The organism is Streptomyces sp. BI87 (assembly GCF_025957665.1).
Lineage (GTDB): Bacteria > Actinomycetota > Actinomycetes > Streptomycetales > Streptomycetaceae > Streptomyces > Streptomyces albidoflavus.
Genome location: NZ_CP110079.1, coordinates 105,658 through 129,183, shown reverse-complemented (window position 1 = coordinate 129,183; position 23,526 = coordinate 105,658). Strand labels below are relative to the sequence as shown.

At 75.8% G+C, this 23,526-nt stretch carries 23 protein-coding genes and 1 pseudogene; 16 read left to right on the top strand and 8 right to left on the bottom strand.

The features are described 5' to 3' along the window. The first annotated feature begins 104 nt into the window (after positions 1-104). Both OIM89_RS00545 and OIM89_RS00540 read left to right on the top strand, forming a co-directional pair. Positions 105-827 carry a chitinase gene (locus tag OIM89_RS00545; protein WP_175456952.1) on the top strand — a complete coding sequence of 241 codons (723 nt, stop codon included), beginning with the start codon at positions 105-107 and terminating at the stop codon, positions 825-827. Positions 828-1,123: 296 nt separating this feature from the next. Beyond that, positions 1,124-2,077: a cytochrome P450 gene (locus OIM89_RS00540; protein ID WP_413747415.1), complete on the top strand. Its 954-nt coding sequence runs from the start codon at positions 1,124-1,126 to the stop codon at positions 2,075-2,077. A 12-nt stretch (positions 2,078-2,089) separates the two neighbouring features. On the opposite strand, the gene OIM89_RS00535 is transcribed toward OIM89_RS00540, so the two are convergent. The 3 genes and pseudogenes from OIM89_RS00535 to OIM89_RS00525 form a co-directional block, all read right to left on the bottom strand. Then, the gene (locus OIM89_RS00535; protein WP_175456951.1) at positions 2,090-2,992 is read right to left on the bottom strand and encodes an alpha/beta fold hydrolase; all 903 of its coding nucleotides are present in this window, start codon (positions 2,990-2,992) and stop codon (positions 2,090-2,092) included. 112 nt (positions 2,993-3,104) lie between these two features. Further along, positions 3,105-3,772: pseudogene (locus OIM89_RS00530) on the bottom strand (class I SAM-dependent methyltransferase). 111 nt (positions 3,773-3,883) lie between these two features. Further along, a complete protein-coding gene (locus tag OIM89_RS00525) occupies positions 3,884-4,444 on the bottom strand; it encodes a rhodanese-like domain-containing protein (protein ID WP_030695983.1) in 561 nt (186 codons plus the stop codon). Positions 4,445-4,745: 301 nt separating this feature from the next. Here OIM89_RS00525 and OIM89_RS00520 point away from each other — a divergent pair, with 301 nt between their 5' ends. The 3 genes from OIM89_RS00520 to OIM89_RS00510 all read left to right on the top strand — a co-directional run bounded on the left by OIM89_RS00520 (position 4,746) and on the right by OIM89_RS00510 (position 7,864). Then, positions 4,746-5,108, top strand: coding sequence for a hypothetical protein (locus OIM89_RS00520; protein WP_239655717.1), 363 nt, complete (start codon positions 4,746-4,748; stop codon positions 5,106-5,108). A 96-nt stretch (positions 5,109-5,204) separates the two neighbouring features. Continuing rightward, the gene (locus OIM89_RS00515) at positions 5,205-7,235 is read left to right on the top strand and encodes an NADPH-dependent 2,4-dienoyl-CoA reductase (RefSeq protein ID WP_264490863.1); all 2,031 of its coding nucleotides are present in this window, start codon (positions 5,205-5,207) and stop codon (positions 7,233-7,235) included. Positions 7,236-7,303: 68 nt separating this feature from the next. Continuing rightward, positions 7,304-7,864: a PadR family transcriptional regulator gene (locus OIM89_RS00510; RefSeq protein ID WP_030695980.1), complete on the top strand. Its 561-nt coding sequence runs from the start codon at positions 7,304-7,306 to the stop codon at positions 7,862-7,864. Between the two features lie 412 nt (positions 7,865-8,276). On the opposite strand, the gene OIM89_RS00505 is transcribed toward OIM89_RS00510, so the two are convergent. Both OIM89_RS00505 and OIM89_RS00500 read right to left on the bottom strand, forming a co-directional pair. Continuing rightward, positions 8,277-9,173: a fibronectin type III domain-containing protein gene (locus tag OIM89_RS00505; RefSeq protein WP_151170332.1), complete on the bottom strand. Its 897-nt coding sequence runs from the start codon at positions 9,171-9,173 to the stop codon at positions 8,277-8,279. Positions 9,174-9,450: 277 nt separating this feature from the next. Further along, a complete protein-coding gene (locus OIM89_RS00500; protein WP_151167321.1) occupies positions 9,451-9,831 on the bottom strand; it encodes a hypothetical protein in 381 nt (126 codons plus the stop codon). Between the two features lie 204 nt (positions 9,832-10,035). On the opposite strand from OIM89_RS00500, the gene OIM89_RS00495 reads away from it, so the two are divergent. The 10 genes from OIM89_RS00495 (at position 10,036) to OIM89_RS00450 (ending at position 19,224) form a co-directional block, all read left to right on the top strand. Next, entirely contained in the window at positions 10,036-10,371 is a 336-nt protein-coding gene (locus OIM89_RS00495) for an NADH-quinone oxidoreductase subunit A (protein ID WP_010640187.1), read from the top strand. Further along, positions 10,362-11,594: a hypothetical protein gene (locus OIM89_RS00490; RefSeq protein ID WP_226964828.1), complete on the top strand. Its 1,233-nt coding sequence runs from the start codon at positions 10,362-10,364 to the stop codon at positions 11,592-11,594. Before OIM89_RS00495 ends, OIM89_RS00490 begins: the two co-directional genes overlap by 10 nt. Continuing rightward, complete coding sequence (locus tag OIM89_RS00485; RefSeq protein ID WP_264490862.1) at positions 11,587-12,471, top strand: NADH-quinone oxidoreductase subunit H; 885 nt, start codon at positions 11,587-11,589, stop codon at positions 12,469-12,471. Before OIM89_RS00490 ends, OIM89_RS00485 begins: the two co-directional genes overlap by 8 nt. A 22-nt stretch (positions 12,472-12,493) precedes the next feature. After that, complete coding sequence (locus OIM89_RS00480; protein ID WP_030695975.1) at positions 12,494-13,057, top strand: NADH-quinone oxidoreductase subunit J; 564 nt, start codon at positions 12,494-12,496, stop codon at positions 13,055-13,057. Next, entirely contained in the window at positions 13,054-13,359 is a 306-nt protein-coding gene (gene nuoK, locus OIM89_RS00475) for an NADH-quinone oxidoreductase subunit NuoK (protein WP_030695974.1), read from the top strand. The genes OIM89_RS00480 and nuoK overlap by 4 nt, the downstream gene beginning before the upstream one ends. Further along, positions 13,356-15,188: a proton-conducting transporter membrane subunit gene (locus OIM89_RS00470; RefSeq protein WP_264490861.1), complete on the top strand. Its 1,833-nt coding sequence runs from the start codon at positions 13,356-13,358 to the stop codon at positions 15,186-15,188. The genes nuoK and OIM89_RS00470 overlap by 4 nt, the downstream gene beginning before the upstream one ends. Before the next feature lie 57 nt (positions 15,189-15,245). Then, complete coding sequence (locus OIM89_RS00465) at positions 15,246-16,754, top strand: complex I subunit 4 family protein (protein WP_226964831.1); 1,509 nt, start codon at positions 15,246-15,248, stop codon at positions 16,752-16,754. After that, entirely contained in the window at positions 16,751-18,166 is a 1,416-nt protein-coding gene (locus tag OIM89_RS00460) for an NADH-quinone oxidoreductase subunit N (RefSeq protein WP_226964832.1), read from the top strand. The genes OIM89_RS00465 and OIM89_RS00460 overlap by 4 nt, the downstream gene beginning before the upstream one ends. Before the next feature lie 273 nt (positions 18,167-18,439). Continuing rightward, positions 18,440-18,778 (top strand): RNHCP domain-containing protein, encoded by a 339-nt coding sequence (locus tag OIM89_RS00455; RefSeq protein ID WP_175456944.1) that lies wholly within the window; start codon positions 18,440-18,442, stop codon positions 18,776-18,778. Between the two features lie 11 nt (positions 18,779-18,789). Further along, positions 18,790-19,224, top strand: coding sequence for an RNHCP domain-containing protein (locus tag OIM89_RS00450; protein ID WP_047466868.1), 435 nt, complete (start codon positions 18,790-18,792; stop codon positions 19,222-19,224). A gap of 26 nt (positions 19,225-19,250) precedes the next feature. Here OIM89_RS00450 and OIM89_RS00445 read toward each other — a convergent pair whose 3' ends face one another. From OIM89_RS00445 to OIM89_RS00435, 3 genes are all read right to left on the bottom strand, one after another. Then, the gene (locus tag OIM89_RS00445; protein WP_175456943.1) at positions 19,251-20,273 is read right to left on the bottom strand and encodes a P1 family peptidase; all 1,023 of its coding nucleotides are present in this window, start codon (positions 20,271-20,273) and stop codon (positions 19,251-19,253) included. A gap of 74 nt (positions 20,274-20,347) precedes the next feature. Then, positions 20,348-21,307 carry a prolyl aminopeptidase gene (gene pip, locus OIM89_RS00440; protein WP_047466873.1) on the bottom strand — a complete coding sequence of 320 codons (960 nt, stop codon included), beginning with the start codon at positions 21,305-21,307 and terminating at the stop codon, positions 20,348-20,350. An 83-nt stretch (positions 21,308-21,390) separates the two neighbouring features. Continuing rightward, positions 21,391-22,440: a hypothetical protein gene (locus OIM89_RS00435; protein WP_257204102.1), complete on the bottom strand. Its 1,050-nt coding sequence runs from the start codon at positions 22,438-22,440 to the stop codon at positions 21,391-21,393. Between the two features lie 157 nt (positions 22,441-22,597). Between OIM89_RS00435 and OIM89_RS00430 the strand changes: the two genes are divergently transcribed. Beyond that, positions 22,598-23,524: an ion transporter gene (locus OIM89_RS00430; RefSeq protein WP_226964834.1), complete on the top strand. Its 927-nt coding sequence runs from the start codon at positions 22,598-22,600 to the stop codon at positions 23,522-23,524. Positions 23,525-23,526: the final 2 nt, after the last annotated feature.

Here is a 23,526-nt window from a genome sequence, read left to right as displayed (position 1 = left end):
CGCCCGCACCGGCCCCTGTGCGCCGCCGCGGGCTCTCCTTCCCCCCACGTGATCCCCCGGGCCGCCGCCGATGGCGCGGTGGCGGCCGGACCAAGGAGTGACCCATGCGTACCCGTCTGATCGGGCTGCTGACCGCGGCCGCGTCCGCGCTGACGCTCTCCGTGCTGGCCCTCGGGCCGACCGCGCAGGCCGACCCCCGCGCCGCCGACGACTTCATCGTCAGCGAGGGCCAGTTCGAGTCGATGTTCCCGAACCGGAACTCCTTCTACACCTACTCGGGCCTCACCGACGCGCTCAGCGCCTACCCGGGCTTCACCGGCACCGGCAGCGACACCACGCGCAAGCAGGAGGCCGCGGCCTTCCTCGCCAACGTCAGCCACGAGACGGGCGGCCTCGTCCACATCGTCGAGCAGAACGAGGCGAACTACCCGCACTACTGCGACAGCACCCAGCCCTTCGGCTGCCCCGCCGGAAACGACAAGTACTACGGGCGCGGGCCGGTCCAGCTCAGCTGGAACTACAACTACAAGGCCGCGGGCGACGCCCTCGGAATCGATCTGCTGAACAATCCCGATCTCGTGCAGAACGACGCCTCGGTCGCCTGGAAAACCGGCCTCTGGTTCTGGAACACCCAGTCCGGGGCGGGCAGCATGACCCCGCACGACGCGATCGTGAACGGCGCCGGATTCGGCGAGACCATTCGCGCGATCAACGGCAGCATCGAATGCGACGGCGGAAATCCCGGCCAGGTCCAGAGCCGTATCGACCTCTACGAGAGGTTCACCGGCGTCCTCGGTGTCGAGCCGGGCGACAACCTCAGCTGCTGAGCTGGGTGACGACGCTCCGTGACGGCCCGCCCGGTGCCCCCACGCACCGGGCGGGCCGCCGCGCGTCGGGCCCGGTGAACCGCTGACGGGCGGCGTACGGTGCAGGGTCCTCGACCGTTCGCCGGCCGACGCGCCCGAGGCCGGGCCCGGACGGCGCCCGCCGGACGAGAGGCACACGGTGAGCACCGATCCCGCTCCCGCCCAGGACCCGCCGCCCACCCCCGACGCATACCGGATGAGGGCCGGCGGGGGGCCCGCACGCCGACAACGCCGCGCTCCTCGCCCGGGGGCCGGTCGTGCGGGTGGTGCTGCCGGGGGAGATCGCGGGCATGGCCGTCCTCGGCCACGAGGAGCTGCGAGAGTTCCTCGCCCACCCCGATGTCGCCAAGGACCCCCGCCACTTCACCGCGCTGCGCGAGGGCCGGGCCCCGACGGCTGGCCGCTGCGCACCTTCGCCACCGTGCCCGGCACGACCACCGCGGACGGCGCCGACCACCGCGGACGGCGCCGACCACCGCCGGCTGCGCGGCCCGGTCGCCGCCGCCTTCACCCCGCCCCGCGTCGAGGTGCTGCGCCCCCGGATCACCACGCTGGTGGACAGCCTGCTCGACGAGGTCGAGGAGGCGGCGCGGGCCGACGGCACCGCCGACCTGCGCCGCCTCCTCCTCGTCGCCAACCGTGCCCTGATCGCCGCCCGCGACGAGGGCGGGGGCCGGCCCGACGACGCCGAAGTGATCGGCACCCTGCTGCTCATGGTGGTCGCCGGCCACGAGACCACCCTCAACCTCGTCACCACGCCGTCCGCGCCCTGTGCGCCCACCGCGACCAGCTCGGCCTCGTCCTCGACGGCCTGGGCCCAGGCCGTCGAGGAGACCCTGCGCTGGGACAGCCCGGTCAGCGCCTTCCCCTTTCGCTACGCCACCCGCGACCTCACCCTCCGGTCGACGGTCATCCCCGCCGGTCTCCCGGTGCTCGCCGCCTACTCGGCGGCGGGCCGCGACCGGGCCGCGCACGGACCCGACGCCGACCGCTTCGACGTCACCCGTGCCGGACCCCGCCCTCTCTCGCTGGGCCACGGCCCGTACTACTGCCTCGGCGCGCCCCTGGCCCGGCTGGAGGCGACCGTCGCGCCGGAGCGCCTCTTCGGCCGGTTCCCGGAGCTGACCCTGGCCGAGCCGGAGGAGACCCTGCCGCCGGCCGCCGGGTTCGTCGGCAACAGCGTCGGGCGCCTGCCCGTCCGCCTGCGCTGAGTGGACGGCCCCTCAGGACCCGGCGCGCGCGGTGTGGTCCTCGATCGCGCGGGCCAGCGGGAGCCAGACGGCCGGGGGCAGCGCGTGGCCCATGCCGGGGATCTCCTCCAGCCGGGCGGCTCCCACCACCTGGCTCAGGTGCGTGGCGTGGTCCGGCGGGTAGACCGGGTCGGCCGGGGCGGACAGGACGAGGAACGGGACCTCGTTGCGGGCCAGTTCCGCCGTACGCACCAGACCGGACTGGTCGGCCAGGGCGTGGGCCTGACTGGCGGCGTGGTGGCCCGTGTGGCGGATGATCCGCTGCTCCTGGTCGCGGAAGAAGGCCTCGTCGAAGGGGATCTGGTCGCCGCCCAGCAGCTTCCAGTGGCGCAGCCGGTGTTCGATCTCGGCCGCCTCGTCCCGCTCCTGGACGGGCCGGGACCACTCCTCGATCAGCCGCGGGTCGACGGGCGGCAGGTCGGCCGGGGTGGCCTCGGTCCCGTCGGCCCTGGTCCACCCCGCCTCGCTGGCCGCGCAGGTGCCGAAGACGGTGGCGCTCAGCAGGCGTCCGGGGTGGTCCGCGGCCAGCAGCTGGACCAGGATGCCGCCCAGCGACATCCCGGCCACGTGGGCGCGCTCCACGCCGAGGGCGTCGAGGACCGCCACCGCGTCCCGCGCCAGATCGGCGATGGCGTACGGCTGCCCGGCGTAGGACCAGGTCGACCGGCCGGTGTCGCGGTGGTCGTAGCGGATCACCCGGTGGCGCTGGGCCAGGCCGTGGACGAGTGGGTCGGGCCAGGCGAGACCGGAACTGGCGGCGCCCATGATCAGCAGGAGGGCGGGGGCCTGGGGGTCGCCGTGCTCCTCGGCCCAGAGGCGGACGCCGGGGGCGGACTCGACCCAGTGGGTGCGGGGGACGGTCGGTGCCGGGGTCATGCGTACTCCCTGGATCGGTCGGACGGAGGATGCGCCCGCACTCCCGAGCGCAACGAGACGTATCGTCTCGTTCGGTGTCCGGGGTGTCAAGCCTCCTCGGCGGAAGGGGTCTTCAGGCGGGCAGCCCGGCACCTTCCTTGCGGGCCAGGAAGCTGGCGAATCTCCAGGTTGGCTCCGCGTCGGGCTCCTGGCGAGCTGGGCGGTGACGGTGAAACCGGCCTCGCGCAGCAGGACCGCCGGGTGGTCCGGGGGTAGCCGGTGGGAGGTGTACGACACGGGGTGGCCACCGTAGGCGTGCGTCGGGCGGCGGTGGGTGCCGGCGCCCACGTGACCGGCGAGGAGCAGATGGCCTCCGGGCGCCGAGGTGCGGTGGAACTCGGCGGAGACCGTGGGGAGGAGTTCCGGCGGCGTGTGGTGGGTCGCGTGGTGGGCCAGGACGCCGCCGAGGGTGCCGTCGCCGATTCCCGGCGCCGTCATGGTGCCCACGGAGAAGAGGAGATCGGGATGGGTCGCGCGAGCGAGTTCCGTCATGGCCGGCGACACGCCGACGCCGAACACGGACACCCCGAGCGAGGCCGGCCGCGCCGTGAGGCGGCCCGGCCCGCACCCGAGGTCCGCGACGGGTCCGAGGCCGGAGTCCCGGACTACCCCGGCGAAGGCGTCCAGCGTCGCGCGCGACAAGGGGTCCAGAGCCGCGGGGTCCGAGACGAGGTCGGCGTAGGCGGAGGCGACGGTGTCGTACGACGCACGGACGGCCGCGAGGTGGGAAGGCTCGGTCATGCGGTGAATCCAGACCGTTGCCGCCGACCGGTGGCCGGGGGCGCCGGGAAGGGCGGGAGCCCGCCCCCTGGGGGGGGGCGGGCTCTCACCTGTGCGGCGGGGGAGTGGCGGTCAGTCGCGCAGGGCCGCCCGGGCCGTGTCCAGCACCGCGGGTGTCGGGCGGTTGAAGGGCAGCTTGCCCAGCAGGGCCGCCATGCCGCAGGTGTTGCTCAGGCCGGAGTAGACCAGGCCGGCCGCCACGCCGGCGGAGAGCAGCCGGGCGCGCGGGGCGCGGCGGCCGAGAGCCAGTCCGGCCAGGACCAGCGAGCCGGCGGCGAAGCGGACCTGCCGGTCCATCGCCCATGTCGCGCGGGCCGGGGCGGGGCCCTGCTCGACCGGCAGCCCGGCGGCGGTCCAGCCGTCGGTGCCGCCCTCGACGCCGGTGGCCGCGATGCCGGCGGCGGCCAGCCGCTCGCGGGCATCGGCGGAGCGGCGGCCCGTGGCGCACACCACGAACAGCTCACGCCGCCCGGCGGCGTCCGCCAGTTCGGGCAGGAGCGCCGCGAGGCTGTCGAGCGGCAGGTTCACGGCGCCGGGCAGATGCCCGGCGGCGAACTCGCCCGGCGCCCGGACGTCGAGCACGAGCGTCTTCGACGCCTCGCGGGCGTGGAGGTCGGCGGGGGAGATGGTCACGGAAGCGTCCTCCTGGAGCGGGTGGGGAAGGTGGGCTGCGCGGTGGGACCCGCGCCCTCCTGGCCGGGGGTGCCCTGTGGGGCGCGGGTGGTGCCCGCCCCGCGCGGGGCGGGGCGCCCACGGGTGGAGGCGGCCGGTCGAACGGCCTCCTCCTATACCCCCCACCGTATCAAGGGTGCGCGGATTCCCTTGCGGCCCCGCCTGTCCCCGGCGGGGTGGCCACGCCCCCTTCCGGGTGTCGGGCGGCCGCCGCTCTCCGTGCCGCGCCGGTCCCGGGGAGTTGGGCCACTAGCCTCGCGCCATGAGCGAGATGAGCGAGAACCCCCGCTGGTACACCGTCGTCCTCAAGCCGCAGCTCGCCGACGCCGAGGGGCACCCGGAGCACGGCTCCCCGCTCCGCGAGACCCGCGTCGAGGCCACCGGCGACCTCGGCGCCAGCGGCTACCCGCGCTACGCCGGCTCGGGCGTCCAGGCCGACATCGACCCGGCCACCGGCGCCGTCGAGGCCGTCACCGTCGACGGCGACGAACTCCCGATCGGCTACGTGGCCCAGGCCCGCGAGGGCGACACGGCGGGCGGCGACTCCATGGTGCCCGGGGAGTACGAGTTCGAGGCCCCGCGCGCCCCCGAGGACGGTAAGGGTGAGGGTGCTCACCCCGCGTAGGCCGTGACCGCTGCCACTTCCTTCTGCAACTAGTTGCAGAACCGGGCGGCCCTCCTTTAGAACTGTCCGTACGACATCGCCGTACGGAGGGCCGCCATGAGCAGCGCCAGTGACTATCCGCACCTGCTGAACCCGCTCGACCTCGGGTTCACCACCCTGCGCAACCGCGTGCTCATGGGCTCCATGCACACCGGCCTGGAGGAGGCCCCCGGCGGCATCGACCGGATGGCCGCGTTCTACGCCGCGCGCGCCCGGGGCGGCGTCGGCCTCATGGTCACCGGCGGGATCGCCCCCAACGACCGGGGCCGCTCCGCCGAGGGTGGCGCCCGGCTCACCACCGAGGCCGAGGCGGCCGAGCACCGGGTGATCACCGACGCCGTCCACCGCGAGGGCGGGAAGATAGCCCTCCAGATCCTCCACTTCGGCCGCTACGCCTACCACCAGGACCTCGTCGCCCCCAGCGCGATCCAGGCCCCCATCAACCCCTTCGTGCCGCACGCCCTCACCGGCGACGAGGTCGAGGAGACCATCGAGGACTTCGTCCGGGCCGCCGCCCTCGCCCGCTCCGCCGGGTACGACGGCGTCGAGATCATGGGCTCCGAGGGCTACCTCATCAACGAGTTCATCGCCGCCCGCACCAACCACCGCGAGGACCGCTGGGGCGGCTCCTACGAGAACCGCGTCCGCTTCCCCCTGGAGATCGTCCGCCGGGTCCGCGAGCGCGTCGGCGAGGACTTCATCCTCATCTACCGCCTCTCCATGCTCGACCTGGTCCCCGGCGGCTCCTCGCTGGAGGAGGTCGTCACCCTCGCCAAGCTGGTCGAGGAGGCCGGCGCCACCCTCATCAACACCGGCATCGGCTGGCACGAGGCCCGCGTCCCCACCATCGCCACCCAGGTCCCGCGCGCCGCCTTCACCTGGGTCACCCGCGAACTGATGGGCGCGGTGAGCATCCCGCTCGTCACCGGAAACCGCGTCAACACCCCCGAGACCGCCGAGCAGATCCTCGCCGAGGGCCGCGCCGACATGGTCTCCATGGCCCGGCCCTTCCTCGCCGACCCCGACTTCGTCGCCAAGGCCGCCCGCGGCCGCGCCGACACCATCAACACCTGCATCGGCTGCAACCAGGCCTGCCTGGACCACACCTTCAGCGGCCGCATCAGCAGCTGCCTGGTCAACCCGCGCGCCTGCCATGAGACCGAACTGGTCCTCGCCCCGACCCGGCTGCGCAAACGGATCGCCGTCGTCGGCGCCGGGCCCGCGGGTCTCGCCTGCGCCGTCTCCGCCGCCGAGCGCGGCCACGCGGTCACCCTCTTCGACGCCGCCGAGGAGACCGGCGGCCAGCTCAACGTCGCCCGCCGCGTCCCCGGCAAGGAGGAGTTCGACGAGACCGTCCGCTACTTCCGCGTCCAGCTCGCCGAACACGGCGTCGACGTCCGCCTCGGCAAGCCCGTCACCGCCGCCGACCTCCCCGAGGACGCCTACGACGAGGTGGTCCTCGCCACCGGCGTCACCCCGCGCGTCCCCGCCATCCCCGGCGTGGACCACCCCAGCGTCGTCGGCTACCTCGACGTGCTGCGCGACCAGGCCCCGGTCGGCCGCCGCGTCGCCGTCATCGGGGCCGGCGGCATCGGCTTCGACGTCGCCGCCCACCTCACCGACAGCGGGGACGGCGCCTCCCTGGACGCCGACACCTACTTCCGCCACTGGGGCGTCGACACCACGTACGCCACCCCCGGCGGCCTGCGCGAGGCGGAACTCCCCGCCACTCCGCGCACCGTCCACCTGATCCAGCGCAAGACCGGCAAGGTCGGCGCCGGCCTCGGCAAGACCACCGGCTGGATCCACCGCACCGAGCTGCGCCACCGGGGCGTCACCACCGTCGCCGGCGCCACCTACGACCGCATCGACGACGAGGGGCTGCACCTCACCGTCGACGGCGAGCAGCGCGTCCTCGCCGTCGACACCGTGGTCCTGTGCGCGGGCCAGGAACCCCGCCGCGACCTGTACGAGGAGCTGCTGGCGGCGGGCCGCACCCCGCACCTGATCGGCGGCGCCGACGTCGCCGCCGAACTGGACGCCAAGCGCGCCATCAAGCAGGGCACCGAACTCGCGGCCACGCTCTGACCCGTGAACCGGTGCCGGCTCGCGGGACGCGGGCGGGCACCGGTCCACGCACTCCCTAGGATTGGCCCATGTCCCTGCCGCACGCGATCCTCACGGCCCTGCTGGAGAAGCCCTCCTCGGGGCTGGAGCTGACCCGCCGTTTCGACAGGTCGATCGGCTACTTCTGGTCTGCCACCCACCAGCAGATCTACCGGGAGCTGGGCCGCCTGGAGGGCGAGGGACTCATCCGCACCCTCCCCTCCGAGAAGCCGGCCCGCGGCCGCCGCAAGGAGTACGAGGTCCTTCCCGCCGGCCGCGAGGAGCTGGCCCGCTGGGCCGCCGAGCCCCAGGACCCCCGGACCGTCCGCGACCCGCTGCTGCTGCGGCTGCGCGCCGCCGCCGTGGTCGGCGGGGTGGAGCTGGAGGACGAACTCCGGCGTCATCTGGAGCTGCACCGCGCGCAGCTCGCCGAGTACGAGGCCATCGAGCGCCGCGACTTCCCGCCCGCGCCGGACCGGCCGCGCGAGGACCGGCTGCGCCACATCGTCCTGCGGGCCGGGATCGAGCTGGAGACCTTCTGGACGACCTGGCTCACCGACGCGCTGGACGAACTGGCGGGCGCCCCCGAGGAGGCGGGCACCCCCTCCTGACGGGCGTTCACTCCCGCGCGCCCGTGCTGCGGCGCAGCATCCACCACGCGCCGCCCAGCGCCGCCGCCGACCCCGCCCTGGACCCCGTGTGAGGGCAGCGGGGAGGCGGACGCCTCGGGGGAGGCGGCGCCGGAGCTGTCCGGTGCCGACGGCGAGGCGGAGGGCGCCGGGCGCATCGTCGAGGAGGTCGTGGGCTCCCCAGCCTGCTCCGTCCCGCACTCGGCGCCGCCGCCGTGACAGACTCATCGCGGACGACCTCCGGGGAGCGGCACCGGGCGGGGGCGCCCGGTGCGCCGCCGGTCACGGACCCGTGCCTGCCGCTACGAGCCGACGGCCCGCCCGCCCCGGGCGCACCCGGCCCCGCCGCCGGTGCCGCCGGGCGGGTGGCCCCCTCATCCGTACGGCGTCGCCCTCACTCCTCGCCGGTGACCACGGTCCGCTCGGGCGAGAAGCCGCCCCAGGTGCCGTCGGGCAGCTTGGCCCGCAGCTTCACCCGGTGCTCCACCCCGTCCTCCTTGCCGACGAAGAAGGTGTACTTCGCCTTCTCCTCGGGCACCTTGCCACCCCAGACGAGGCTGGTGTCCTGCTTCCCGTCCAGCCGGATCTGGTACTCGGTCACCTCGCCGCCGGTCTTCGGCGCCACCCAGGCCAGGTCGATGTAGTGGCCCTCGTCCGTGCGCCGCGCGGTGGCGGTCAGCTCCGTCGGCGCCGCCCCGGCCTCCGGCGAGCCCTTCCCCGTGGTGGTGAGCCGTGCCTCGGGGGAGGCGGGCGAGGTGTTCCCGGCAGCGTCCCGCGCCTTGACGGTGAACCGGTAGGCGGTGCCCGGCCGCAGCCCGGTCAGCACCGCCGAGGTGCTCTCCCCGCCGACACTGTGGATCTTCGAACCGCCCTGGTAGACGTCGTACGAGGCGACCGCGTCGTCGTCCTCGGCGGCCTTCCACGTCAGGGTGGCGGCACGGCTGCCCCCGGCCTCGGCGGTCAGCCCGGCCGGGGCGGTCGGCGGCCGGGTGTCCTCCTTGCCCTGCTCGGGCGTGGTCACCGAGACGCGCTTGCTGGCCGGGCCCTTCTTGCCCTCGGTGTCCAGGGCGCGCACGGTGAAGACCTGTTCGGTGCCGGGGGCCAGGTCGGTGATGTCGACCATGTGCCGCTCGCCCGGCACCTCCTTGACCTTCTTGCCGCCGAGCAGCACCTCGTACCGGCGCACGCCCTTGTCGTCGGTGGACTGGTTCCACATCACGTGGACCGAGGTGGCGCTGCTGGCCACGGCGGTCACCCCGGTCGGTGCGGTCGGCGGGCGGTCCGGTTCCACGGTCTTCCCGCCCAGCGAACACCCGGCGAGCGCCCCCGCCACCGCCGCGACCAGCAGCGGCCCCCGGAGGACGCGCCGGGCCGTGACAGCTGGGGGTTCTGGAGTTCCACGCACGAGGCCAGCCTTCCACCGGAGTTATTGGTCTGGACCTGTATGGCACAGCGGACCCTCCCTCATCAAGAGGGGACGGCGGACCGGTGGCGGCGAGACGTCCGCTGCCCGCACGTTTCGGCGGAATGATCCTCCGGGCGCGAAGGGCGTGAGAGGTGAGTAGGCGTCAGGAGGCGCGGCCTGCCCCGCGCCGGACCGACTCCGCCCACAGCACCAGCGGCACCTGGAGGGGGAGGCGGCCGTAGGCCACCGCGCGCCGCACGGGGGACCGGTTCCGCCAGTCGGCCGCCATCTGGAGATTGGCGGGGAAGACGGCGACGAAGAACGCCCCGGTCAGCCCGGCCGCCAGCCGCCGCGTACGCGGGTGCGCGACACCCGCCGCCAGCGCCACCTCCGCGACCCCGCTCAGTCGCGTCCACCGGCGGGGATCGCCCGGTAGCGCCTCCGGCACGATCGCGTCGAACCCCCTGGGCGCCACGAAGTGCGCAGCCCCGGCCGCGGCGAGCAGTCCGGAGAGGAACAGGGCGGAGCGGGAAGGTGCGGCCATGGTTCCTCCTGGGGGAACGGCGTCGGGACACGCCGAGGCTACGGGGCGGGGCTGCCCGCCGTCGGTGGCTGGCGCCCGCCATTCTCCGTACCGTGTGGCGTTTTGTGCCGAGATGTGTAGATCCGGCTGGCATGCTGGCTGCGGCCGGACGGCCGATGGCAGCGGCGAGGAGGAGGGCGCGTGGCAGGTGCGGAAGGACGGCCCTTGCTCCTGCTGCTCGCCGTCTGCGTGCTCGGCGTCCTGCTCCTGTACGGCGCCGGCCGGCTCTGCGCGGTACGTCGCGAACCCGCCCGGGCCCTGCCGCCGTTCAGCGGCGGACTCGCCCCCGCCGAGCATCCGGCGAGCCGCTTCCACGTCCGCTGGTACCCGGTCTCCCTGGTCTTCCTCGCCTTCGACATGGAGATGCTCTTCATGTACCCGTGGGTGCGCGTGGTGGGGGAGATGGGCACCCCGGCCGTGGTCGAGATGTTCCTCTTCCTCGGCATCCTGCTGGCGGCCGTCGCCTACGCCTGGCGGGAGGGTGCCTTCCGGTGGAGCTGAGGAGCGCGCTGCTGCGGGCCGCGCTGGCCCGCCCCGCCGTACTGACCGCCGTACTCCCCGGAGCGACCCGCGCCCGGCTCGCCGTCGAACGTCAACTGCGGGCCCGCCGCTGGCCCCGCGCCCTCTCCCCGGCCGCCGCAGACCTGCTGGTCGTCGTGGGCAGCCCGGGCGAGGACGAGCCGGCCTGGCTGGAAGGAACCTGGCAGGCGCTGGCCGAGCCGCGCGCAATGGTCCGGGTCGAGGAGGCGGCCGACGCGGGGGCGGCCCTGGACGCGGGGCACGCCGCGCTGCTGCGGGGCGGCCGGCGTGCGGGGACGGCCGCAGGAGGACCCCGCCCGCACCAGGTGAGCCCCGCGACCGACCACGGCCACCCTGACCTCGGCCACGCCGACCCATCGGCGGCGCACTCCCACGACACCCCCATGCTCGTCTCCGGCCTCCCGCTGGCCGACCGTGCCGACGACCGCGACGGGCTGCGGCTGGACCGCCTGCACGTGCCCTTCGGGCCGGCGCTGCCCGACTGGCCGGCCGGGCTGGTGGTGCGGCTCGCGCTCCAGGGCGACGTGGTGCAAGAGGTGACCGGCGTCGAGCTGGTTCCGGCCGCGCCCGCCCCCCGGCCCGCGTTCTGGGACACGCCGTGGCGGGAGGCGGCGGCCGGGGCCCCGGTGACCCGGGGCGAGGCCGCCCGCCGCCGGTGCGCCGCCCACCTCGACAGCCTCGGCCGCCTGCTCGCCGTGGCCGACTGGCCGGACGCCGCCACCCGCGCCCGCCGCCTGCGCGACGCCGCCCTCGCCGGCGCGCCCGCCGCCGAACTGGCGTACACGACACGGCGCCTGACCCGGCGGGTGGGCCGCTCCCGGACCCTGCGGTGGCTCACCTCGGGCATCGGCTTCCTGCCCCGTGAGCTGGCCCTGGCCGCAGGCGTCGGCGGTCCCGCCCTGGCGGCCGACGGCGACGTCTGGCGCCGTACCGTGCGGTGGCTGGCCGAGGCCGCGCGGGCCGCCGACGCCTGCGAGGACCCCCGGCCGCTCCCGCCCGACGACCCCTACGGCCCGCGCGGGGACCTGACGGGGGAGCAGCCGCCCTCCCGCGCCCTGCTCGACGTCCTGCCCGCCCTGCTGCACGGCGCGGAACTCGCCGCCGCCCGGCTCACCCTCGCCAGCCTCGACCCCGACCCGGACGAACTCGTCCCCGTGGCCGCCGGGGAGGTGACCCGTGGCTGACTCCGCACCCCTGTGGGCCGCCGCCGCGCTCCCGCTGCTCCTCGCCCCGGCCGCCCTCGCCGTCGCCTGCGCCGACAGCCGCTCCGCCGCCCCCGTCCGCGCAGTGCTGCGGCTCCTCGTCCAGCAGCCGCGCCGCACCCGCGCCGCCGACACCCTCGCCACCCGCACCGGCACCGTGCTGCTGCCCCTCGCCGCCCTCCTGGCCGCCGCCGTCGTGCCGCTCGGCGCCACCCCGGTCAGCGACCTCGGCGACGGCGTGGTCTGGTTCAACGCCATGGAGGCGCTGGCCTGGGCGGCGGTCTGGCTCACCGGCTGGGGGCCCAACTCCACCCTCTCCCTCGTCGGCGGCTACCGCTTCCTCGCCCAGGGCCTCGCCTACGAGATCCCGCACATGCTGGCCCTCACCACCGCCGCGCTCGGCGCGGGCTCGCTCCGCGTCACCGAGATCGCCGACGCCCAGCGGGGCCTGTGGTTCGCCGTGTGGATGCCGGCCGCCTTCGCGCTCTACCTGCTGAGCGCGGCCGCCATGTCCTTCTGGGGCCCCTTCGGCCAGCCCGCCGGACGCGACCTCGCCGGTGGCGTGGCCGCCGAGCTGACCGGGACCGGACGCCTCCTGCTCCTCGGCGGGCGCCGCCTGCTGCTGCTCACCTCCGCCGCGATGGCCGTCCCGCTCTTCCTCGGCGGCGGCCACGGCCCGCTGCTGCCCGGCTGGGCGTGGACCCTGGTGAAGACCGGCGCGGTCCTCGCCCTGCTGCTGTGGCTGCGCCGCCGGCTGCCCGGGGTGCGGATGGACCGGTACACGGAGCTGTCCTGGGTGGTGCTGACGCCGCTCGCCGTCCTCCAGGCGCTGGTCGTCGCCGTGGTGGTGCTGCCGTGAGGCGGGGGAGCGGGGGAGTGCCGTGCTGAGCGACGTCCTGGCCTGGGTGCTGGCCGTGTGCGCGGTGGTGGCCGGCGTCCTGGTCTTCCGGTTCGACTCGATGGCCCGCGCCACCTTCGCCCTGCTCGCCGCCCTGCTCTGCGTCGCGGGCGAGGTGCTGCTGCTCGGCCTTCAGTACCTCGGGGTCGTCATCGTCCTGATGATGACGATCGAGATGGCGGTGATGGCCGTGTTCATGATCATGTTCATGATGAATCCGGCCGGGCTGATGCCCATGGCCATGCTCCACAACACCCGCGCCGCCGCCGCGCTCTGCGCCGCCCTCTTCGCCCTCCTCGCCACCGGCATCCTCACCGCCGACTGGCCCCGGGCCACCGGCCGCCCGCCCGCCGACCCCACCTTCGAGCTCGGCATGTCCCTGATGGGGCCCCAGATGCTCACCATGATGACGCTCGGCACCGCCCTCTTCGCCACCATCGTCGCGACCGTCGTCCTCGCCACCCGGCGCGGCCGCTACGACCGGTGGGGCGACGACCTGCGCGCCGCCAGGCCCGACGACCCCGCCCGCGGAGGTGTCGGCCGGTGACCCTCTCCCTCCTCATGCTGCTCGCCGCCGCCCTGTTCTGCACCGGCCTCTTCGGGGTGCTGACCCAGCAGTCCGTGGTGATGCTGATGATGGGGCTGGAGCTGATGATCGGCGCCGTGATCCTCGCCGCCGCGACCGCCTGGCGCCACCTCGCCCCCGCCAACGCCGACGGGCAGGTCGTCGTCATCCTCGCGGTCACCGCCATGGCCCTGGAGATGGCGGTCGGCTTCGCCGTGGTCACCGCCCTGTTCCGCACCGGCGAGAAGGACCTCACCGACCAGGCGGCGGAGCTGCGCGGGTGAGCGCCCTGCTCTGGCTGCTCCCGGCGGTGCCGCTCACCGGCGGCGCGGCCCTGCTCCTCGCCGGACACCGCGCCGACCGGACCGCCCCCACCACGGGAGCCGCCCTCGCCCTCGCCACCTGCGCCCTCGCCACCGTCGCGGCCCGGACCGGACCCGAGGCGGCCGCACCCTTCCTGACCGGACTGCCGGTACGCCTCGCCGTCGACGGCCTCTCCGCACCGCTCGCCGTCACGGTCGCCGCCGTCGCCGCCCTCGTCCTGCTCGCCGCCCGCGCCGGACTCGGCCCGCCCGGCTCGGCCGCCCGCTTCACCGGCCTCATGCTGCTGTTCACCGGCGCCATGCTGACCACCGTCACCGCCGCCACCCTGCCCCTCCTGCTCATGGGCTGGGAGGTCATGGGCGCCACCTCCTGGGCGCTCATCGGCCACACCTGGCGCGACCGCGCGGCCACCCGCGCCGCCACCACCGCCTTCCTCACCACCCGCACGGGCGACCTCGGCCTCTACCTCGCGGCCGGCGCCGCCCTCGCCGGAGGAGCCGCCCCCCTCGCCCTCGACGACCTCGCCAGCACCGGCGAACCCTGGCGCTCCCTCACCGCCGCCGGCATCGTCCTCGCCGCGCTCGGCAAGTCCGCCCAGCTCCCCTTCAGCTTCTGGCTCTCCGGCGCCATGCGCGGCCCCGCCCCCGTCTCCGCCCTCCTCCACTCGGCCACCATGGTCGCCGCCGGGGCCTACCTGCTGCTGCGCACCGGCCCCCTGCTGGCCGCCACCGGCTGGGGCGCCGAGCTGACCGCCTGGACCGGGGCCGCCACCGCCCTCGTCCTCGGCCTGGTCGCCGTCGCCCAACGCGACCTCAAACAGCTCCTCGCCGCCTCCACCTGCGCCCAGCTCGGCTTCATGGTGCTGGCCGCCGGAGCCGGCGCCACCACCGGCGGCACCCTTCAGCTCCTCGCCCACGCCGCCGCCAAGAGCCTCCTCTTCCTCCTCGCCGGCGCCTGGCTCACCACTCACGACACCCGCCTGCTCCCCGGTCTCACCGGCGCCGCCCGCAGCCCCCGCCCCCTCGGCCTCCTCTTCACCACCGGCGCCCTCTGCCTCGCCGGCTTCCCCCCGCTCGCCCTCTGGGCCGCCAAGGACCTCCTCCTCGCCGCCGCCCTCACCCACGACCCCTGGCTCTACGCCACCGGCCTCGCCGCCGCCACCCTCGCCGCCGTCTACAGCACCAAAGCCCTCTGGTACGTCTGGCGGCCTCCTTCCGCCCCCGCGACCGCACCCCCTGCCCGCCCCGCACTCCTCACCCCGCTCACCCTCCTCGCCCTGGCCTGCCTCGCCCTCACCCCGCTCGCCCTGCCGCCCCTGCGCACCGTCCTGGAACACACCGTCGCCACCGGAGTCCACCCCGCGCCCCACCTCTGGGAGGCGTCCCTCTCCGGCGGGCTCGCCCTCGGAGCCGCCGCATGGGCCTGGTCGGCGGGCGGCCCCCGGCTGCGCCTGCCCGCCCCCTTCCCGGACTGGCTCGGGCTGGAACGCGCCGCCCACGCCCTGGTCGTCCGGCCCGTCCTGGCCGCCGCCCGCCTCGCCGCCGCCTTCGACACCCGGGTCCTGGAACGCGCCGTGGACGCCGCCGCGTACGGCACCCTCGCCCTGGCCCGCCGTACCGACCGGGTCGCCGAACGGGGCCTCACCGGCGCGGTGGCCGCGCTGGCGGCGGCCGTCCGCACGGCCGGTTCGGGGGCGCGGCGGCCGCAGACCGGGCAGCTCCACCAGTACCTGGCGCAGGCCGTCGCCGCGTTCACCGCTCTCGCCGTCGTCTTCGTCCTTGTCCGGTGAGCCCGGTGAGCCCGGTGACCCGGCGGACCAGGCCCGCCCCGACAGAAAGGCCCCGCCGTGCTCACGGTCCTGGTCTTCGCCCCCGCCGCCGTCGCCCTGGTGCTGCTCGCCCTGCCGCGCACCGTGCCCGACGCCGTCCACCGCACCGCCTGGACCGTGACCAGCGCGCTGCTCCTCGCCTTCACGGCCGCCCTGTGGGCCGCGCACGGCACGGGCGGCGGCTACGCCTACGAGACGCGGGTGCGGTGGATGCCCTCGGCGGGCGTCGGCTACCACGTCGGCGTCGACGGGCTCTCGCTGCCGCTGACCGTGCTGACCTGCGTCCTCTTCCTCGCCTGCGCCCTCTACTCGTGGCGTGAGCGGCGCCGGGTGCGGGCCCACGCCGCGCTCTTCCTGCTCCTTCAGACCACCTGCCTCGGCGTCTTCGTCTCCCTCGACCTGATCCTCTTCTTCGTCTTCTTCGACCTGTCCATCGTCGCCATGTACTTCGTCATCGCCGGCTGGGGCCGCGACCAGGCCGCCCGCGCCGCGCTGACCTTCTTCCTCTACACCTTCCTCGGCTCCCTCGCCCTGCTCCTCGGCTTCATCGGCCTCTACCTCGCCGCCTCCCCGCACACCTTCGACATGACCGACCTGACCCGCGCCGACCCGCTCGCCGGCCGGCCCGTCGCCGCCGGCCTCGTCCTCCTCGCCCTCGGCACCGGACTGGCCGTCAAGACCCCGACCGTCCCCTTCCACACCTGGCTCCCCCTCGCCCACACCCAGGCCCCCGCCGCCGGGTCCGCGATCCTCGCCGGCGTCCTGCTGAAGATGGGCACCTACGGTTTCCTGCGCATCGCCATGCCGATGCTCCCGGGAGCCTGGCGCCGGTACGCCCTGGTGGCGGTCGTTCTCGGCGTCGTCTCGGTGCTGTACGGGGCGCTGGTCGCGCTCGCCCAGACCGACCTGAAGCGGATGATCGCCTACACCTCCGTCACCCACATGGGATACGTCGTGCTGGCCCTCGGCGCCGCCGCCTCCACGACCGCGCCCGGCGACGAGGACGCCCGTACCCTCGCGGTGAGCGGCGCCGTCACCCAGATGGTCAGTCACGGCCTGCTCACCGGCGCCCTCTTCCTCCTCGCCGGGGCCCTCCACGAACGCGGCCGCACCTACGACCTGGCCGCCTACTCCGGCGTGGCGGCCCGCGCGCCCGTCCTCGCCGCCGCCACCGCCGTCGCCTTCTTCGCCTCCCTCGGCCTGCCCGGCTTCTCCGGCTTCGTCGCCGAGTTCCAGATCTTCACCGGCAGCCTCGGCCCCCGCCCCGTCGCCACCTGTCTCTCCGTCCTCGGCATCCTCCTCACCGCCGCCCTCCTCCTCCGCGCCTACCAGCAGGTCTTCCTCGGCCCGCTCCGGCTCCCCCCGGCCCCCGGCAGCCCCCGCGCCTTCCCCGACCTGCGCCGCCGCGAGGCCGCCGCCGTCCTGCCGCTGCTCGCCCTCGCCACCCTCCTCGGCCTCGCCCCCCGCCCCCTCCTCGACACCGTCGAACCCGCCTCCGGCCTCGTCCTGGAGTGGCTGACCCGATGACCGCGACCGACGAGAACCCGCTCGACCTGCTGCCCGAACTCCTCCTCGCCGGGGCGGCCGTGGCCGGACTGCTGCTCGGCTCCTGGCTGCCGCGCCGCCGCCAGTGGGCCGTCGCCCTGCTCTCCGCCCTCGCCTGCCTGGCCGCCGCCGTGGCCGCCCTCGTCGCCGCCCCCGGCCCCGCCACCACCGCCTTCAACGGCGCCTACGCCCTCGACCCCCTCACCACCACCGCCCGCCTCGTCCTCGCCGGCGCCACCCTCCTGGTCACCGCCCTGAGCCTTCGCCCCCTCGGCGGCCATCCCCGCGAGAGCGAGTACCACGTCCTCGTCCTGCTCACCGCCGCCGGCTCCCTCGTCCTCGCCGGCGCCCAGGACATCCTGCTGCTCGCCGCCGCCTACCTGCTCGCCAGCATCCCCGCCTACGCCCTCGCCGGCTTCGCCAAGGACGGCCCCGGCACCGAAGCGGCCCTCAAGTACTACGTCCTCGGCGCCCTCAGCGGCGTCGTCCTGCTCACCGGCACCACCCTCCTGTACGCCGCCACCGGCACCACCGCCTACCCCCGGCTCGCCGCTGCCGACGCCGCCCCCGCCGCGCTGCTCACCGCCGGAACCCTCGGCGTCCTCGGCGGCCTCCTCTTCAAGTCCGGTGCCGTCCCCGCCCACTTCTGGGTGCCCGACGCCGTCCAGGGCAGCGCCCCGCCCGTCGCCGCCCTGCTCACCACCCTCCCGAAGGCCGGGGCGCTCACCGCCCTCTTCCGCCTCGGCGCCGTCCCCCTCGCCGGAAGTGCCGTCCCCTGGCCCGCTCTGCTCGCCACCCTCGCCGCCGCCTCCATGACCCTCGGCAACCTCGCCGCCCTCCTCCAGCGCGACGTCCGCCGCCTGCTCGCCTACTCGGCCGTCAGCCAGGTCGGCTACCTCCTCATGCCCGTCGCCGTCGCCGGCCGCACCGCCCTCGCCCAGCCCGCCTTCCTCTACTACGTCGCCGCGTACGCCCTCACCAACCTCGGCGCCTTCGCCGTCGTCTGCGCCCTGCCGCGCGCCACCACCACCGACAGCTGGCGCGGCCTGGTCCGCCACCGCCCGCTGCTCGCCGTCAGCCTCGCCGTCTGCCTGCTGGGACTGGTCGGCACCCCGCCCACCGCCGTCTTCCTCGGCAAACTGGCGGCGTTCACCGCCGTCTTCGACGCCGGGTACGGCTGGCTGGCCGTCCTCGCCGCCGCCAACACCGTCGTCTCGCTCTTCTACTACCTGCGCTGGCTCGCCCCCGCCTTCACCCCCGGCGCCGCCCCGCCCACCGGCGGCGAGGACCGCCTCGCCCGCGCCACCGCACACACCGCGGCCGCCGCCTCCCTCGTCCTGGGCCTCGCGGCCGGCCCCGTCCTCGCCCTGCTCGACGGCCCGCCGGCCCACTGACCTCGTCGGCCCCCCGGAAATACGGTGGCGGCCGTCCGTGCCCCGTTGCTACGTTCGCCGCTGTGCCCGACGCGTGGCCACCTTTCTTCAGCCGCGCCTCCGAACCGATACGAGCAGGTGTTGATGAACCGGCCCGCGCCGCGCGCGCCTCACCGCGATGCGGACACCCCGTCCGCCGACCGGATTACCGCCCCCTGAACCAGGCTTCCGAGGCCCGCTCGGCCTGCTCCCGCCGTTCCCGCGACCATCACCGCACCGGCCAGGAGTATCCAGGTGTCCGACCACCTCACCACCGACCGCACCGACCCCACCACCGCCTTCGACTGCCCGTCCTGCGGCACCTCGTCGACCGGCGTCCCACGCGACCACTGCCCCCAGTGCCTGCACACCCGGCACCGGGACTCCGCCGACCCCTGCGGCGCCCCCATGGCCCCGCTGGCCGTCGCCGTCCACGGGCCCGGCGACTGGCGGCTCATCCACCGCTGCACCGCCTGCGCCACCCTCACCTCGGCGCCCGTCCGCGCCGACGACCACCAGGTGGCGCTGATGGCGCTGGCGGTGCGGCCGCTCGCCCAGCCGCCGTTCCCGCTCGGCCTCCTCGGCCGGATCTGAGGGCGCGCCCGATGCCCCGCAGACACCGCGCCCGCCAGGAGCCGCGTACCGGCCGCCGAGCCCAGCGCCCCAAGGACGTCCTGCACGGCCCTCGCGGCCACCGGGGCGACGCCTTCCGCTGCCTCGGCTGCCGCCGGGACGTGCCCGTACGCGCCCCGGGCACCGCCCACCGCAACCACTGCCCGTACTGCCTGACCAGCCGTCACGTCGACGGACGCGCCCCCGGTGACCGGGGCGAGGAGTGCCGGGCCCCGATGGACGCCCTCACCCTCGCCGTCCGCGACGACGGGGAGTGGCTGCTGATCCACCGGTGCCGGGCCTGCGGCACCCTCAAGGCCAACCGCCCCGCCGGCGACGACCACCCGCTGGCCCTGATCCGCCTCGCCCTGCGGCCCCTGGCCGATCCGGGACTGGCGCACCTGGCGGGGGTGGTGCCCGGGACGTAGCCCGGCCCCGGTGGCCGCCCGCCCGCTCAGCCCAGCAGCACCGCGTGCGGCAGGGCATGGGCGGTGCGGCCGCCGGGGGTCCGGACCGTCCGCGCGGCCAGCAGGGCGTCGACCACCGCCTCCTCCACGCTGTCCAGCACCGCCGTGAAGACGAGGTTCAGATCGGCGGGGGAGAGCACCACCGGCGCCTCGGCGACCCGGGTGGAGAAGGCCAGGCCGTAGTCGCCGCTGCCGTGGCTGTACGCCGCCCCGACCCGGCCCAGCGCCAGCACCCCGCGCGCCGCGATCCGCTCCAGCTGCCGCCCGGTGCACGGCACGTCCAGCGCCACGACCACCACGCACGACCCGCGCGGCGAGGTGTACCCCGCCCGCTCAAGCCCCAGCTCCTCGGGCAGCACCGTCCGCCCGGCCACCCGGAGGTCGCCGTCCATGTTGGCCTGCACCAGCACCCCCACCGTGGCCGGACCGCCCTCCAGCGGCACCACCCGCGAGGCCGAGCCGATGCCCGCCTTGAAGCCCAGCGCGCACGCCCCCGTGCCGCCCCCGGTGTTGCCCATCGCCACCGGGCCCGCGTCGGCGCCGTCCAGCGCCGCCCGTACGTGCGCCTCCGTCACCGGGCGCCGCTCCGACGACAGCCAGGAGTCGTTGATCTCGCCGACCACCGGGTTGAGCGAGGTCACCGGCGTCGCCGACCGGTCCAGCACCCACCCCACCAGGGCGTCCGCCGCGCGGAACGCCGACAGGGTGGAGGTGAGCAGCACCGGCGTCTCCAGCTCCGCCAGCTCCATCAGCTGGGTCGCGCCGACGAACTTCCCGTACCCGTTGACCATGTGGAAGCCGGCCGGGACCGCGCGCGCCTCCTCCAGCGCCACCGGCACCAGCGCCGTCACCCCCGAGTACACGCCCCGCTCCTCGTCGTCCAGCGTGGTCTGCCCCACCAGCAGCCCCGGCACGTCGGTGACCGCGTTGAGCGGCCCCGGCGCCATCCGCCCCACCGCCCGCCCGGTCTCCCGCAGCCGCAGCACCCGTCCCCGCCCGTCGCCCGCCATCCGTCCGCCTCCCGCCCGTCCCCGCGGACCGTCCGCGCGGCGGCCCGCACTCTACGTCCCGGGCTCAGCCGGCGTCAGGCCGCGAAGCGGTCCGTGGCGGCCCGCACCAGCCGCAGGGTCTCGGTGCCGCCCAGGTGCCCAGCCGACTCCACCACGGACAGCCGCGCCCCCGGCCAGTTCCGGGCCAGCTGCCACGCGGTGTGCACCGGTCCGCCCAGATCCAGCCGCCCGTGCACCAGTTCACCGGGGAGCGAGCCGAGCCGGTGCGCGTCCCGGATCAGCGCGCCCTCCTCCAGCCAGGCGCCGTGGGAGAAGTACCAGGCGCAGATGCGCACCAGCGCCGTCTGCCCGGCGGACGGCCGCGCCGCGTACGGCGTCCCCATCCCCTCCGCCGAGACCACGGCGTCCTCCCAGGCCAGCCAGTCCGCCACCGCCCGCGCCCGCACCGCCGGATCGGCGTCCTCCACCAGCCGCGCGTACGCCCCCACCAGATCCCCGTCGGGCCCGGTGCCGGAGCCGGTCACGAACCGGTCCCACGCCTCCGGGAAGAACCGCCCCACGCCCCGGTAGAGCCAGTCGATCTCACTGCGACGGGTCGTCGTCACCGACGGGACGACGATCTCGCTCACCCGCTCCGGATGCCGCTCGGCGTAGGCGAGGAGCAGCGTGGAGCCCCAGGAGCCGCCGTACAGCAGCCACCGGCCGATGCCCAGGTGGTGCCGGAGCCGCTCCATGTCGGCGACCAGGTGGTCGGTGGTGTTGTGCCGCAGCGAGACCGAGGGGTCGGCGGCGTGCGGGGTGCTGCGCCCGCAGTTGCGCTGGTCGAAGAGGACGACGCGGTACCGGTCGAGGTCGAAGGCGCGCGGCGCCCGGGGCGCACACCCCGTACCGGGCCCGCCGTGCACCACCACCGCCGGCTTGCCGCGCGGATTGCCGCGCACCTCCCAGTAGATCCGGTGCCCGTCGCCCACGTCGAGCATCCCGGAGTCGTACGGTTCCGCCTCGGCGGGCGGGGACGGCGGGGAAACGGACACGGCGGCACTCCCGGAGGTCGACGGCGGCACAAACCCCCGAGCCTACAAGCGGCGGCCCGCCCGCGCGGGACGATCCGCCCGGCTCACTGCAAGGCGCCCAGTATCCACGGCAGATCCTCCTTGGCGGCCACCACGAGCACCTCCCGGTCCCCGTCCCGGCACTCCACCACCCAGTCACCCGCCTCTCCCGCCCTCGGCCGCACCCGCACCACCGCCACCGAGCGGGGAACGGGCAGGCGGGCCGCCCCCGCCTCCGCGCCCGCCGCCACCGCCAGCCCCTCCGGCCCCGCCACCAGCGTCCCGAAACCCGCCGTCCCGTACGGCACCGCGCCCACCACCACCCCGGGAAACGACCGCTCCCGCCCGGGCAGCCTCGGCAGGATCCCGGGCGGTGCCGACGGCCGGGCCTGCCGCCACCGCAGCAGCCACACCCCGGCCGCGAGCACCGGTACCGCCGCGCCCACGCTCAGCAGCAGCGCGTCGAGCAGACCGTCCGTCACCAACGGCCCGAAGAACCCCACGGCCCCCAGCACCAGCCCGCAGCCCATCGGCACCGACACCAGCCACGAGGCCCGCGCCGCCCCCTCCGGCCGCCGCGCCCACCCGTACGCCACCCACCCGAACACCCCGCCCAGCGGCACCAGTCCGAGCCCGACCGCGTACGGCAGCCGGTGCCCGTCGACCGGTGTCGCCGCGGTCTCCTGCCGCAAGGGGCCCGCCATCACGGCGCGTTCCTCGCCCCGCCAGCGCACCACCCGCACCCGGTCGCCCGGCGCCAGCGCGTCGAAGAGAGCGCCCTCCTCCTCCAGCCGTACCCACGCCTCCTGTGAGCCCCCGTCAGCCGTCCACCGCAGCCCCGGCAGTCGCGGGCCCCGCCCGCCCCCCGGCTCCTTGGCGACCACCGTGCCCGGCACCGCGTCCAGGCACTCCCGCGTCCCCTCCGGTTCCGGGCGGCCCGCGCAGTACGGTGCCGAGCGGTACGCCGCCTCGGCGGCCAGCGCCCCCGGCACGTACCAGCCCAGCAGGCAGCCCGCGACAACCAGCAGCCCCAGCGAGAGCGCCACCGGCGTCGCCACCGCCGCCGACGGCCCGCGCCCGCGGCCCTGGGCCCGCCTCCCCGCCCCTGTTGTCATGGCCGCATTCTGCCCTCGTCATGCCCCGGCCGATCCCGCCCGGCCGGAACCCGCCGGGCCGGCCGCGCGGACTCGTAAGATCCACTTCGGCGGGAGCCTCCGCCGGCGCACCCGTGCCGGGACGACGGGGTCCCGGGCACGACAGGAGAGACAGCCGATGGCTGACGCGCGGACCACCCGTTTAACGACCCGACTGGCGGCCCGCGCCTCGCGCGCCGTCGACTCGCCGCACTTCACCCGCGCCGTCTTCGTCCTCATCGCCGCCAACGCGGTCCTGCTCGGCGCCGAGACCTACAGCGGGGTCGTCGCCGCCTGGCTGCCGCTCCTCAAGACCGCCGAACACCTCTTCCTCGCCGCCTTCACCGCCGAGATCCTGCTGCGCCTGGCCGCCCACGCCGACCGCCCCGCCGCGTTCTTCCGCGACCCCTGGAACCTCTTCGACCTCGCCGTGGTCACCGGCGCGTTCCTGCCCTTCCTCCGCGAGAACACCACCGTGCTGCGGCTGCTGAGGCTCGCCCGCGTCCTGCGCGCTGCCCGCTTCCTGCCCCAGCTACGTGTCGTCATCGTCGCCGTCGGCAAGAGCCTCCCCGGCACCCTGAGCTTCCTCCTCGTCGGCGGCCTGCTCCTCTACGTCTACGCGATGGTCGGCTGGACCTTCTTCGCCGACGACGACCCCGAGCACTTCGGCTCGCTCGGCCGGGCCGCGCTCACCCTCTTCCTCCTCATCACCCTGGACGGCCTCGGGGACGCCGTCCGCACCGGCCTGGAGATCTCCCGCTGGACGATTCTGTACTTCGCCTCGTTCGTCCTCTTCGGCTCGTTCCTCCTGGTCAACCTTCTGATCGGTGTCGTCATCGGCTCCCTCGACGAGGCCCGCCGCGAGGCCGAGGCGGACCGCGAGCCGCCCCGGCCGCCCGCCGCCCCCGCCGTCGTCCCCGTCGTCCCCGTCGAACCCCTGCCGCTCCCGCTGCTCCGTGCCCGCATCGCCGCCGCCCGCACCGCCTTGGACGAGGCCGAACGCGCCCTCAGCCAGGCGGCGCCGGCCAGTGCCACGGGGCCGCCGGGGGAGCGGGTGGCGGGGTGAGG

Coding starts and splice junctions, on each gene's coding strand:
- OIM89_RS00515 (WP_264490863.1), top strand. CDS start 5,205: ATGAGCAGCGCCAGTGACTATCCGCACCTGCTGAACCCGCTCGACCTC.
- OIM89_RS00450 (WP_047466868.1), top strand. CDS start 18,790: ATGCCCCGCAGACACCGCGCCCGCCAGGAGCCGCGTACCGGCCGCCGA.
- OIM89_RS00500 (WP_151167321.1), bottom strand. CDS start 9,831: ATGGCCGCACCTTCCCGCTCCGCCCTGTTCCTCTCCGGACTGCTCGCC.
- OIM89_RS00520 (WP_239655717.1), top strand. CDS start 4,746: ATGAGCGAGATGAGCGAGAACCCCCGCTGGTACACCGTCGTCCTCAAG.
- OIM89_RS00510 (WP_030695980.1), top strand. CDS start 7,304: ATGTCCCTGCCGCACGCGATCCTCACGGCCCTGCTGGAGAAGCCCTCC.
- OIM89_RS00445 (WP_175456943.1), bottom strand. CDS start 20,273: ATGGCGGGCGACGGGCGGGGACGGGTGCTGCGGCTGCGGGAGACCGGG.
- OIM89_RS00460 (WP_226964832.1), top strand. CDS start 16,751: ATGACCGCGACCGACGAGAACCCGCTCGACCTGCTGCCCGAACTCCTC.
- OIM89_RS00545 (WP_175456952.1), top strand. CDS start 105: ATGCGTACCCGTCTGATCGGGCTGCTGACCGCGGCCGCGTCCGCGCTG.
- OIM89_RS00430 (WP_226964834.1), top strand. CDS start 22,598: ATGGCTGACGCGCGGACCACCCGTTTAACGACCCGACTGGCGGCCCGC.
- OIM89_RS00435 (WP_257204102.1), bottom strand. CDS start 22,440: ATGACAACAGGGGCGGGGAGGCGGGCCCAGGGCCGCGGGCGCGGGCCG.
- OIM89_RS00535 (WP_175456951.1), bottom strand. CDS start 2,992: ATGACCCCGGCACCGACCGTCCCCCGCACCCACTGGGTCGAGTCCGCC.